Source organism: Mesorhizobium sp. M0848 (assembly GCF_040319805.1).
Taxonomy (GTDB): Bacteria; Pseudomonadota; Alphaproteobacteria; order Rhizobiales; family Rhizobiaceae; genus Mesorhizobium.
In genome coordinates this window covers 262,538-274,591 of sequence record NZ_JAMYOM010000002.1, presented here as the reverse complement: position 1 = coordinate 274,591, position 12,054 = coordinate 262,538, and the positions used below count along the sequence as shown (strand labels likewise).

General features: G+C 62.1%; 14 protein-coding genes. 5 read left to right on the top strand and 9 right to left on the bottom strand.

Going from position 1 to position 12,054, the window contains the following annotated elements:
- The first annotated feature begins 14 nt into the window (after positions 1 to 14).
- On the top strand, positions 15 to 416 hold the full coding sequence (locus NKH95_RS03170; protein WP_352891048.1) for a DUF488 domain-containing protein: 402 nt from the start codon (positions 15 to 17) through the stop codon (positions 414 to 416).
- A 200-nt stretch (positions 417 to 616) separates the two neighbouring features.
- Here NKH95_RS03170 and NKH95_RS03165 read toward each other — a convergent pair whose 3' ends face one another.
- Positions 617 to 964 (bottom strand): ArsC family reductase, encoded by a 348-nt coding sequence (locus tag NKH95_RS03165; protein WP_352891046.1) that lies wholly within the window; start codon positions 962 to 964, stop codon positions 617 to 619.
- A gap of 159 nt (positions 965 to 1,123) precedes the next feature.
- Between NKH95_RS03165 and NKH95_RS03160 the strand changes: the two genes are divergently transcribed.
- Together NKH95_RS03160 and NKH95_RS03155 are read left to right on the top strand one after the other, a co-directional pair.
- Positions 1,124 to 1,480 (top strand): ArsR/SmtB family transcription factor, encoded by a 357-nt coding sequence (locus NKH95_RS03160; protein ID WP_352891044.1) that lies wholly within the window; start codon positions 1,124 to 1,126, stop codon positions 1,478 to 1,480.
- A complete protein-coding gene (locus tag NKH95_RS03155; protein ID WP_352891042.1) occupies positions 1,477 to 1,956 on the top strand; it encodes an SRPBCC family protein in 480 nt (159 codons plus the stop codon). The genes NKH95_RS03160 and NKH95_RS03155 overlap by 4 nt, the downstream gene beginning before the upstream one ends.
- A gap of 94 nt (positions 1,957 to 2,050) precedes the next feature.
- Here NKH95_RS03155 and NKH95_RS03150 read toward each other — a convergent pair whose 3' ends face one another.
- The 8 genes from NKH95_RS03150 to NKH95_RS03115 form a co-directional block, all read right to left on the bottom strand.
- The gene (locus tag NKH95_RS03150) at positions 2,051 to 2,404 is read right to left on the bottom strand and encodes a SnoaL-like domain-containing protein (RefSeq protein ID WP_352891040.1); all 354 of its coding nucleotides are present in this window, start codon (positions 2,402 to 2,404) and stop codon (positions 2,051 to 2,053) included.
- Between the two features lie 134 nt (positions 2,405 to 2,538).
- Positions 2,539 to 3,144 (bottom strand): 2'-5' RNA ligase family protein, encoded by a 606-nt coding sequence (locus NKH95_RS03145; RefSeq protein WP_352891038.1) that lies wholly within the window; start codon positions 3,142 to 3,144, stop codon positions 2,539 to 2,541.
- Positions 3,145 to 3,371: 227 nt separating this feature from the next.
- Positions 3,372 to 4,457 carry an ABC transporter ATP-binding protein gene (locus NKH95_RS03140; protein ID WP_352891036.1) on the bottom strand — a complete coding sequence of 362 codons (1,086 nt, stop codon included), beginning with the start codon at positions 4,455 to 4,457 and terminating at the stop codon, positions 3,372 to 3,374.
- Entirely contained in the window at positions 4,447 to 5,055 is a 609-nt protein-coding gene (locus tag NKH95_RS03135; RefSeq protein WP_128302457.1) for a cupin domain-containing protein, read from the bottom strand. Before NKH95_RS03135 ends, NKH95_RS03140 begins: the two co-directional genes overlap by 11 nt.
- Positions 5,056 to 5,124: 69 nt before the next feature.
- On the bottom strand, positions 5,125 to 6,195 hold the full coding sequence (locus tag NKH95_RS03130; protein WP_023808698.1) for an ABC transporter substrate-binding protein: 1,071 nt from the start codon (positions 6,193 to 6,195) through the stop codon (positions 5,125 to 5,127).
- On the bottom strand, positions 6,180 to 7,049 hold the full coding sequence (locus tag NKH95_RS03125; protein WP_023808699.1) for an ABC transporter permease: 870 nt from the start codon (positions 7,047 to 7,049) through the stop codon (positions 6,180 to 6,182). The genes NKH95_RS03130 and NKH95_RS03125 overlap by 16 nt, the downstream gene beginning before the upstream one ends.
- Positions 7,046 to 7,930, bottom strand: a complete 885-nt coding sequence (locus NKH95_RS03120; protein ID WP_023808700.1) for an ABC transporter permease — start codon at positions 7,928 to 7,930, stop codon at positions 7,046 to 7,048. The genes NKH95_RS03125 and NKH95_RS03120 overlap by 4 nt, the downstream gene beginning before the upstream one ends.
- A 102-nt stretch (positions 7,931 to 8,032) precedes the next feature.
- The gene (locus tag NKH95_RS03115; protein WP_023808701.1) at positions 8,033 to 9,313 is read right to left on the bottom strand and encodes an NAD(P)/FAD-dependent oxidoreductase; all 1,281 of its coding nucleotides are present in this window, start codon (positions 9,311 to 9,313) and stop codon (positions 8,033 to 8,035) included.
- 236 nt (positions 9,314 to 9,549) lie between these two features.
- Here NKH95_RS03115 and NKH95_RS03110 point away from each other — a divergent pair, with 236 nt between their 5' ends.
- On the top strand, positions 9,550 to 10,707 hold the full coding sequence (locus tag NKH95_RS03110; RefSeq protein WP_352891034.1) for a fumarylacetoacetate hydrolase family protein: 1,158 nt from the start codon (positions 9,550 to 9,552) through the stop codon (positions 10,705 to 10,707).
- Between the two features lie 328 nt (positions 10,708 to 11,035).
- A complete protein-coding gene (locus NKH95_RS03105; RefSeq protein ID WP_023808703.1) occupies positions 11,036 to 11,971 on the top strand; it encodes a substrate-binding domain-containing protein in 936 nt (311 codons plus the stop codon).
- Positions 11,972 to 12,054: the final 83 nt, after the last annotated feature.

The following is a 12,054-nucleotide window of genomic DNA, read 5'->3' as shown; positions in this document are numbered from 1 at the left end:
TAACGGAGGGTCCGATGACCTTCGACCTGGCGGTCAAGCGTATCTACGAACCACCGGCCCCCGATGACGGGCAGCGGGTTCTGGTCGACCGCATCTGGCCGCGCGGTGTCAGCAAGAACGACGCCGCGCTGACGCTGTGGTTGAAGGATATCGCGCCGAGCGACGCGCTGCGCAAATGGTTCGGCCACGAGCCGGCGCGCTGGGCGGAGTTTCAGAAGCGGTATCGAGTTGAGCTGGATGGGAATGGCGGGGCGGTGGGTGAATTGCTTGGTCTGCTTCGCCACAGCAAAGTGACGCTGCTCTACGGCGCGCATGACGAAGCGCATAACAATGCGGTGGCGCTGGCGGGATATGTGCGCGGGTTGAGGGGCGCCTCTGCAACGTTAGCCATTGGTGAAAGCCGCAGCGACATCTGATCTCCCCACTTGCGGGGGAGATGCCCGGCAGGGCAGAGGGGGGTGCTGTCCCTCAGGCCTACCAATCAATCGTAGCGACTTGAGATAGGTTTGCGCCGGAACGAATTCGTTAAAGGTTGGCGATCCTTCACACCCCCCTCTGGCCTGCCGGCCATCTCCCCCGCAAGGGGGGAGATTGGCAGCGTCGCCGTCTCGCTACGCTATTTCACCGCCTCTTCATAAACATCCGCCTTGAACCCCACCAGAACCCCGTCGCCGACCTCCAGCACTGGCCGCTTGATCATGGTCGGCTTGGCCAGCATCAGCGCCTTGGCCTTCTTTTCGTCGAGGCCCTGCTTGTCCTTGTCCGCCAGTTCGCGGAACGTCGTGCTCGCCTTGTTGAGCAGCTTTTCCCAGCCGACCTTGCCCGCCCAGCCATCCAGCCGCTTGGCGTCCAGCCCCTCAGCCCTGAAATCGTGAAACCGGTAAGCAACGTCATGGCCCTCCAGCCAGACGCGCGCCTTCCTGACTGTGTCGCAGGTGGTGATGCCGTACATGGTGATCGTCAAAGCGGTGGCCCTTCGAATTTCGAATCTGATCGCAGATTAAGGACGCTCTGCGCGCTTTGCCAGCGCTCTGCGGCGTGCCTTCGGTTTTGCCCTTGCCAATACTAAGGATTTTTCCTAAGTATATATCGAGCCACTTTTAACAGCGCCTCGGGGCCGACCATGACAAGCCTTCAGACCGCAACTCCCAGCCCTCCGCCAATCGACGGCATCTTCCGCGCGCTTGCCGACCCGACGCGGCGACGCGTTGTGGAGCGGCTGAACCGCAGTCCAGCCTCGGTCAGCGAACTCGCAGAGCCTTTCGAGATGGCGCTGCCGTCCTTCATCGAGCATCTCAAGGTGCTTGAGATCTGCGGACTGGTGCGCTCGCAAAAGACCGGCCGGGTCAGGACCTATCAACTGGCACCCGAGCCGCTGAAACTCGCCGAAAACTGGTTGGCCGAACAACGCACGCTGTGGGAACGCCGCCTCGACCAGTTCGACGCCTATGTGATGACCCTCAAGGAGCAGGAAAAATGAGCTATCCCCTCAAGCCGGATCCCAGACTGGACCTGGTGCTGGAGCGCGTCATCGATGCGCCGCGCGAATTGCTGTGGCGCGCCTGGACGACGCCCGAGCATGTCAAGCACTGGTTTACGCCGAAGCCGTGGATGATCACCGACTGCGAGATCGACCTCAGGCCCGGCGGTCAGTTCCGGACGCGCATGCAGTCGCCCGACGGCAAGGAGGTCAACGACCGCCATTGCTGCTATCTCGAAATCGTGCCGAACGAGCGGCTGGTGTGGACGGATGCATTGTTGCCGGGTTACCGGCCGTCAGGGGAACCCTTCATCACCGCTGTCATTTCCTTGCAGCCGGACGGCCAGGGCACGCGCTACACCGCCATCGCCATCCATCGCGACGAGGCGACCCGCAACAACCACGAAGAGATGGGCTTCTTCGATGGCTGGGGCACGGTGGCCGATCAGCTTGCGCAGTATGTGAAGACGATCTGACCTTCTCACATGATGGCCAGGACAACGTCCTGGCCATCATGCTCATTTTTCGACCGGCGGCGACGAGAGCAGGCTCCCTAAAGCCGGTGCGGTCTCAATAGTAGAAGCGCTCTTCGGTGATCTTGCCGTTCTTGACCGTGTACAGGGCAACTTCATCCATGGTGACACGCTCGCCGGTAGCCTTGGGCGTTATGTCGAATTTGAAGCGCACCGCGAACTGGTCGCCGTTGACATAGGGTCCCTCGACCGAGCCGCCATGCACTTCGTTGTTCTCCTGCCACCACTGGCCCTTCTGCCTGAGAGCCTCCTTGCCACGGGCGATGGCCATCGGCCCCTCCATGGCTTCGAGGCTGACGATATCATCGGCATTGTACTTCTCGGCCGCACCGACATGATCGCCCTGCTGGAGCAGTTCGGTGAAATCCTTGGCAATTTCCGCGATGGTCATTTGTGTTCCTCCTGTTCAACGCACTGCAAATAGGGAACCCCTGCTGGCTTGCCATCGTCAATCCGCGCCGTAGCTGACAAGCCATGTCAGGATGATAGATATCGCACGGATTATGTGACGGCGATGTGAGCACATCACATCGCGCTCAGCGGCCAACATTCCGGGAAAACGTACTTCTTCAGTCCGCGCAAGCTGTGCACAAGAACGAACTCTCGTGCAACAAAGCTCATTGGGCCGATAGGCTGTTTGGGGACGAGTTTTCGGTCATAGGCAAGCGTCAGATGCGGAACGAAACCGTCTGATGTCTTGAGGCCTTCGCGCAGCATTTCGACGCCGAGCTTCCTGCTCAACTCACAAACCGGTCCGTCATCGGCGAGAAGTACGAAAGGGTGTTTGGCTGGTTTACCCCTGGTCGCGGGTCGGCCGGGAAAGCTACTGGCATAGCGAAAGGTAATCTCGAACGGTGCCATCGCAATGCGCCGTCCCGATCGGGCGGCCGCAAAGAGAATTTTGGACCGCAGCCTTTTGTAGTCACCGACGTGCTGCAGGCTGACGTGAAAACGCTCCCGTAGCAGTTGGTCGCCGGTTACCCCGCATTGGCCGCATAGCCGGTTTTGACAATCGGCAAACCGCGAATAGTCCTTAGACTGCAAAAACAAACCAAAGAACACACGCTCGGGCCGTTTAGGCCGCCATGGCGGCTCTGGAAGTCCATAGTCGAATTCGCCTTGCAGATACATACGCACACGCTCGGCAAAGAACGCTCCTGTTTTGCTCTACATCTAGAACAAAACAGGAACATTCCCTTGAGTCAAGCGTGGATTTGATCCGAAACCTACGCCCCGTAGCCGACGATGCCCTTGACCTCCAGAAAATCGCGTATCGCCCAATCCACGTAAGCGGGTCGTTGCCTTGTAGCCGCTGAACGGTGCGAACGTGTGCTCCGGCTTTTTGGATATCGATGAAACTAGCCTGGCAGCATGGGGCAATTGGCGCCACGGCGCAGGCTGATATGCGCCACATCGCCGGCGCTGAATTGAAAACCCTCGGCCTGGCGCGGCGCGTCGATGACGACAGGTGCGCCCTCCCCGAGTTCGGCATGCAGGCGCAGCGTGCGGCCGTGAAAGACGATGCTGTTGACGCGCGCCGGTGCGGTGCCGGGCGCGGCTTCGGTTATCGCCAGCAGATCCTCCGGGCGCACGCCGATGGTCCGCATCTCGCCTTGCCCGGGTGACTGGCCGGTTTCAGCGATGGCCTCCAGCGGCAGGGTGCCGGCAGTGAAACGCAAGCGATCGCCATCGCGGCCGATAAACCGTGATTGTAGGAGATTCATGGTGCCGATGAAGCTTGCCACAAACTTCGTGGCGGGCCGGTCGTAAAGGGTGGCCGGCGGCGCGATCTGCTCAATGCGGCCCTTGTTCATGACGACGATGCGGTCGGAGATCGACAAGGCTTCGGTCTGGTCATGGGTGACCATGACGAAGGTGGTGCCGAGCCGCGACTGCAGCCGCTTCAGTTCGACCTGCATCTGCTCGCGCAGATGCGCATCGAGCGCCGACAGCGGTTCGTCAAGCAGCAGCACGCGCGGCTCGCAGACGATGGCACGCGCCAATGCGACGCGCTGGCGCTGGCCGCCAGACAGTTCGGAGACGCGGGCGCGAAGCTTGTCGGCAAGGCCGACCATGTCGAGGGCTTCGCCGGTGCGCTTTGCCTGCTCGGCTCCATTCAGTTTGCGCAGCGACAGGCCGAAGCCGACATTTTCGGCGACATTCATGTGCGGGAACAGCGCGTAGTCCTGGAACACGGTGTTGACCGGCCGGTCGAACGGCCGAAGGGCCGTGATATCGCGTCCGTCGAGCAGCACCTTGCCGCTCGATGGGCTTTCGAAGCCGGCGATGACGCGCAGACTGGTGGTCTTGCCGCAACCCGACGGCCCGAGCAGCGTGATGAACTCGCCGCCGACAATGTCGAGATCGACGGCGTCGAGCCCGACGATGCCGCCAGGAAAAATCTTCGAGACAGCCTGTAGCCGCACAAGTGGATCAGGCGCCATCGCGAACCTCGGATGGCTTCGTGGTGTTGACCCAGAGGATCTGGCAACGCTCGGCGCCTGGATTGCGGAAGGCATGCAAAAGCGTGCTCTTGAACGCAAAACTGTCGCCGGTCTTCAGCACGTAATTTGTCGAATCAACCACCAGTTCGACCTCGCCCGACAGCACGAAGCCGAATTCATGACCGGCATGCGCATAGGCCTCCGCGGTGCCGCCGCCGGCTTCCACCGTCACCAGCATGCCGGTCAGCGTCGCGCCCGGCGGCGACAGCAGCGCCTTGGCAATGCCTTCCGACTTGACCGGGATTTGCCGTCGCTTATCGGCACGCACGCAATAGAGATCGTTGACGGCATCGTTGCCGTCGGCGATCAGCGCCGACGGCTCGATGTCGAGGGCGGCGGCGAGCGGCCAGATCACCTTGACGCGCAGCGAGGACATGCCGCGTTCGATCTGGCTCAACGCACCGATCGACACGCCGGCTTTTGCCGCAAGATCGGCCAGCGACAGGTTGCGCTCCAGCCGCAGCGCCCGCACGCGCCGGCCGACCCGCACATCGGCATCGTCCTTCGGCTTCTCAGCAGCTTCGTCCAGTATGTCCATCAATTCCCGACCTCGTTTGCAGTGTCTCGGGTGACACCGCGTGGCTGACGCCGCGCGGTGCTCTAGGGTTCAGCCGCCTGCCTTGACCTTTTCGAACATCTTGGCGAGGTCGTCATTCTGTTTCATCGGTCCGGTGAAGATGGTGGTCTTCAGCATCACTTCCGGGTCGGATGGCAGCTGCAATTTCTCCAGCTCCTCCTTCGGCACGGTGGCAAAAGCGGAGCTCAGCGAACTGCCATAGCCATAGGCCTCGATCAGGTATTTGCCGGAGTCGGCTTCCAGCCGGCTGTTGATGAAGTCATAGGCGAGGTCGACATTCTTGGCGTCCTTGAGCATGACGAAGCCGCAGGCCCAGGTCAGCATGCCCTCCTTCGGCTTCATGAACTCGACCGGCACGCCCTGCTTCTTCAGCGAGGTGGCCGACGCGTTCCAGGTCATGGCGGCGACCAATTGGCCGCTGGCCAGCGCCTGTTCGACGGAGGTCATGTCGGTGGTGTAATTGGAGAGCAGCGGGCGCTGCTCGCGCAGCTTCTCGGCCACCTTGTCCATTTGCTCCGGCGTCATGTCGAACGGATTAACGCCGGCGAGCAGTGCGGCAACGACCGGCGTGTCGTGCACCGCGTCGATCGTCGCCATGCGACCGGCATACTGCTTGTCCCACAAAAGGTTCCAGCTCGCTTCCGGGTTCTTCACCAGGTCGGTGCGGTAGAGGATCGAGGTGTTGCCCCAGTCCCATGGCACCATCCAGACCTTGCCGTCGCCGGCCTGCAGGTCGGGCAGGTTCTTGAACACCGGGAAGATCGAGTCCCAGTTCTTGATCCGCTTGGTGTCGATCGGCTGCAGCAGGCCTTCCTTGTTCCAGCGCGCCACCTTGTCATAACAGGGATGCGCGATGTCGGGGCGGAAGCCGGCCTTGACCTTGGTGAAGGCGTCATCGTCGTCACCGAAGATCGAGGCCTCGACGCCGTCGGGGTGCGCGGCGAGGAAGCTCTTGTTGAAATCGGGCAGTTCATAGCCCGACCAGGTGAAATATTGCAGCTTGTCGCCGGCGAAAGCGACGGTCGACGACAGCGCCAGCGCGAACGCCGTCAATCCAGCGCAAACAGTCTTTGCAGAGATCGATTTCAGGTCGAATGCCATTGCAGTTCTCCTCTCTTGGTTTGTTTTGGTTGTGACGGATCCGCGGGCTTTGGCGCCGTGGCGGACAAGCCGCGATGGCGCAGGATTTCAGCCGCTGCAGCGATGATGAAGGACACAGCCAGGATCGACGTGCCCAGCGCCATCACCGTCGGCAGCGACTTTGGAAAACGCAGCTGGCTCCAGATGTAGAGCGGCAGCGTCGGCTCGGTGCCGGCCAGGAAGAAGACGACAATGAATTCGTCGAAGGAGATCAGGAAGGCCAGCATGAAGGCCGAAACGATGGCCGGCAGGCTGAGCGGCAGCATGATCCGCCGGAACGTCGTCCAGTCGGAGGCGCCGAGATCGAGCGCCGCCTCGCGAATGGTTTTCGGGATGGCGGCGAAGCGGCTGCGCATGATCACCACGGTCGTCGGCAGCGCCACCAATATGTGACCGAGAACGATGGCGATGCGCGATGGCCCCAGACCAATGAGATTGATGAGGATCAGCAGCGATATGCCGACGATGACGCCGGGGATCAGGATTGGCAGCCGGGCGATGGCGCTGATGGTGGCGGCCAGCGGCGAGCGGCCGTAGAGGTCCATGTAGGATACGGTGATGCCGCACAGCGTCGCACTCGTGGCGGCAATGGCGCCGATGACGAGGCTGTTCAGGAGTGCACCGGTCAGCGCCGAATTGCCGAACAAAGTCGCGTACCATTGCAAGGTGAAGCCTTGCAGCGGAAACGCTGCCTGGATCGAGTTGTTGAAGGAAAACAGCGGGATCAGCAGCACCGGCAGATAGAGAAAGACCAGATAGGCGACGACGTAGACGCCGAGCCAGCGGCCGCCTCCCTGCGTGCGTGCAGCGCTCATGTGCGGCTGCCAAATCTGCGGTCGGCGAAACGCGCGACCAGCACCACGCACAGGATGACCAGCATGACGGCGACGGAGAGTGCGGCGCCAAACGGCCAATCGTTGGCCTTGCCGAATTGCGCCTGGATCAGCGTGCCGATCATGGTGCTGGCCGGGCCGCCGACGAGCGCCGGCGTGACATAGTCACCGACCGTCGGCACGAAGACGACAAGGGCTGCCGCCAGCACGCCCGGCATCGAATTGGGCAGCACGACACGGCGGAAAGAGGTGAAGGGCCGCGCGCCGAGATCGGAAGCGGCCTCGATCAGCGATTTCGGGATGGTGTCCAGCGCCACGTAGATCGGCAGGATGGCAAAAGGCGCGTAGGCGTGCGCCAGCGTGACGACGACGGCGGCCGGCGTGTTGAGAAAGGCCAATGTCGGCTCGGACCAGATGCCGCTTTCGATCAGCGCCGAGTTCAAAACGCCATTGTAGGCGAGCACGATCTTCCAGGCGAAGACGCGCAGGAGATAGCTGGTCCAGAATGGCAGCGTCACCAGAAACAGCAGAAGGCCGCGCCGCCGGCCGGCGTGGAAGGCAAGATAGTAGGCGACGGGATAGGCAGTGACGACGGTCGCCAGCGTGACCAGAGCGGCAATGATCAGCGAACGCAGCGTCACCGTCCAGTACAGCGGATCGGACACCACAGTTGCGAAGTTCGCCAAGCTGAAACCGGCACCGAGCAGCGAACCGTCATTGTTGCGGAAGGCGAGGAAAAGCACGAGGCCGAGGGCAAACAGGATCAGCAGGAAAGTGACCAGAGCGCCCGGGAGCAGCATGGCGACCCGGAAGCCCTGAGAAGACCGGGCCTCTGGCGCTGATGTTGCAACTAGGGTCGACATCGACCTGCCTATCGGAATTTGAAATTGGCTTAGAGTTTTTCATATCCATGAAACTGTCAAGCGGAATCCCAAACGGAAACCCATTGACAGGAATTGCTTTGGTCAGCGCTCCAACGCATCGAGCAGCCGGTACCAGGCGATGGTCGCGGCGACGCCGACTTGGCGGAAGGCGTGAAACGGGATCGGTCGGATCGGCGAGACCGGGAAGGGCAAATGCCTGGCGTCGCCACTTTGGAGATAGCCGGCGATGCGCTCGCCAAGAGCGGTCATCAGGCCGACACCACGACCCTGGCAGCCGACCACGGCGAGCAGGCCCTGCTCCGGCTCGTGGATGTGCGGCAGATGGTCCGGCGTCATCGCCACGCGGCCGAACCAGCGCTTCTCGATGGCGATGCCGGACAGCATGGGATAGAGCCGCCGCAGCGCCCGCTCGAGATGCGCCCAGTCGCTGGCGCTCGTCGGCAGCGCCATGCGACCCCGCCCGCCAAGCACCAGCCGGCCGTCGGCGCTCTTGCGGTAGTAGACGAGGATGCGCCTGGAGTCCGACACCGCCTGCCCTTCCGGCAGGATCGGGGCCGCCTGACCGGACGACAGCGGTGCTGTGGCGATCTGAAAAGAATGCAGCGGCACGATCGTCTGCGCAAGGCCGGGGATCAGACCGTCCGTATGGGCGTTGGTCGCCAGAACGACCGCCTTTGCCTGCAATTCCAGGCCATTTTCGGTCGAAATACGCCAAACGCCGGCGGTCTTGGTGAGCCGCACGACCTTTTCGCGCTCGGCTACCCTCACGCCAGCCGCGGTCGCGACACGGGCGAGTTCAGATGTGTAAGCGAGCGGATCGATAACACCGGCGCGGCGATCGAGCCAGCCGCCGAGATAGCCCTGCGCACCGGTCTTGGCCGCGATCTCCGCTGCGTTCAGCAACTGGACATCCGCGCCCCGTGCGCGCCATTGCCGGTCACGGTTTCCCGCCGCCTTCAGCGCGGCCTCGGTGTGCGCCGCCTGGATCCAGCCATTGCGAACGAACGGCACCGCCAGCTTCTCGTCGCGGATCAGCTCGAACACCGCATCGGCGGTCGACGCCGCAAAATTGACAAGCGCCTCGCCGCGCTCAAGGCCAAAATGCTCCAGCAGCCATTCCGGATCGTATTTCAGGCCGGGAATGACCTGACCGCCATTCAAGCCTGATGCGCCCTGGCCGATCTCGCCGGCGTCCAGCACCTGCACCGACAGGCCAAGCCGGGCGGCATGCAAGGCGGTCGATAAGCCCATGATGCCACCGCCAACAATGGCGAGATCGACACGTTCGCCATTGGGAAGCGATTGAAACGTGGAAGCTGCCTGTGGCTTGAGCCAGATCGGATCGGAGAATGCTGTCGCCAAGGGTCACCTGAATGCGCTGCGATTGGTGAAAATCCTAGTCAGAATTTCACATTTTTGAAAGAGCACTCCGGCTTTCGTCTGTGGACTGCCGCCGAGGCGATCGGAGACCCAGAGTTCCGATCGCCTGCGACGGGATAGACCTTTGACGGGAATCCGGTGAAAGTGCCGCGCCGATCCGGCCGCCCACATTGACGATCACTTCGCCACATTGTCGATCACTCAGAGGACAGAGCGCTATGACGAACCCGACCCACCTGCCCACCGAGGGCCTTTTTGTCGGACGCGCCAGAGGTAGCGATGCCGCATACCCGCTGGTCGTCACGGTGCGCGATGGCACGGTCTTCGACATCACCTCGCGTGCGGCACCAACCATGCGAGACCTTTGCGAGATGGCTGACCCCGCTGGGCATGTCCGCTCGGCCGAGGGCAGACCGATCGGATCGCTCGATGACATCGCCGCCAACAGTTTTGAGACCGGGCGCGATCCAGCAAAACCCTACCTGCTCTCCCCGGTCGACCTGCAGGCGGTCAAGGCATCGGGCGTCACCTTCGTCGTCAGCCTGCTGGAACGGGTGATCGAGGAACAGGCGCGCGGTTCGGCTGAAAAAGCCGACGCCATCCGCGCCGACATCGCAGGACTGATCGGCCACGATCTGTCGAAGCTGAAACCCGGTTCGCCCGAAGCGATGGAGATCAAGGCCAAGCTGATTTCGCGCGGCGCCTGGTCGCAATATCTGGAAGTGGGCATCGGCCCCGACGCCGAGATCTTCACCAAGTGCCAGCCGATGGCCTCGGTGGGCTTCGGCGCCGATGTCGGGCTGCACCCGGTGTCGACCTGGAACAATCCGGAACCCGAGATCGCCATGATCGCCGCCTCCAGCGGCAGGATCGTCGGCGCCACCATCGGCAACGACGTCAATCTGCGCGACGTCGAAGGGCGTTCGGCGCTGCTGCTCGGCAAGGCCAAGGACAACAATGCCTCGGCCTCGCTCGGTCCCTTCATCCGCCTGTTCGACGACAAATTCTCCATCGATGACGTCAAGCGCGCCGTCGTGCGCCTGAAAGTCGAGGGCGAGGACGGGTTCTCGTTGGAGGGCGCAAGCTCGATGGCCGAGATCAGCCGCTCGCCGGAGGAACTGGTCGCCGCGGCCTTGGGGCCGCACCACCAGTATCCGGACGGGCTGGCGCTTTATCTCGGCACCATGTTCGTTCCGTCCAAGGATCGAGGCGAGAAGGGCAAGGGGTTTACTCACAAGGTCGGCGACATCGTCACCATCTCGTCGGAGAAATTCGGTGCGCTGGTCAACCGGGTGCGGCTCTCGCCCGACTGCCCGCACTGGACCTATGGCGCCAGCCATCTGATGCGGGAGCTAGCCAGAGCCGATCTGATCTAGCAACTGGTATCGTCGACGCCCTGCCAGGGCGCTACGGACCTGGTCCCGTGGGCGTAGGATGATCGCCGGCGTGACCCTTGTCGACGCAGGCCGCGTTCGCGCGACCCGAAACAATCCCACCAATTATCCGACAGTCGGAAAATCACCTCAACTGATGCAATCTGATGGGGCAGCTGATGACGACCCGTCAGGCGCCCACTACACCTGCAAATGGAGGCTTGCCATCCGTCGAAAAAGGGGATGCTCTGACGCATTCAACCGGCGCTGGCAAAAGATGCTGAACAAGGGACGGATTTTGAACTGACCATCTACAACGGGAGGAAATCAAATGCTGACACGGCTAAGACTTGTTCTATACGGCCTGTTGGTGGCGCTGATGGTGATACCAGCAGCGGCACAGGCCAAGACGTTCTACTGGATTTCGCATGGCGGCCCGGCCGATCCGGTCTGGACCTACTTCCTGGCCGGCGCCAAGCAATGGGCCAAGGATACCGGCAACACGGTCAACACCTCGTTCCACAATGGCGACGTCGCCTCACAGCAAGAAGCGGTTCGCGCCGCCCTCTCCGCCAAGGCCGATGGTATCGTCACCACGAGCCCTGATCCGGGCAGCCTGATCGAGATCGTCAAGGAAGCGCGGGCGGCGAAAGTGCCGATCATCAATTTCAACACGCCCGACCCGAAAGCCGACTTCAACGCCTATGTCGGCGGCGACAATGTCACCTTCGGCAAACACTGGGCGCAGTATCTGGTCGACAAAGGCCTGGTGAAGAAGGGCGACTTCGTCTGGATGCCGGTCGAGATCCCCGGCGCCACCTATGGCGTGCAGGAAGAGGAAGGCATCAAGAGCGTCTTCGAGCCGCTCGGCATCACCTATGAAATCACCGAAGCGACGCTCGACCAGGCTGAAGTGATCAACCGCATGGTCGACTACCTCACTGCCAACAAAGCCAAGGTCAAGGCGATCATCGGCCTGGGTGATCTCGTCACCGGCTCGATCAAGCGGGTGTTCGACCAGGTCGGCATCAAGCCGGGCGAAATCCCGGTTGTCGGCTGGGGCAACTCGCTCGACACCACCCAGGAAGTGCTGAACGGCTATGTCAATGCCGGCCAGTGGCAGGACCCGCAGGCGACCAGCTATGTCGCGCTTTCGCTGGCCAATATGGCCGCCGGCGGCATTCCTCCGGGCTTCAACGTCATCACCGGCGCGCTCTACGAAAAAGACACCGCGCAGATCTACGACGACATCCTGTCCGGCAAGTAACATCCAATCTCAACAGTCGCGGCCGCCCAACGGTCGCGACTGGCTCTCCATTTCGCCGAGCCCTTCGCACGCGATGTGCAACG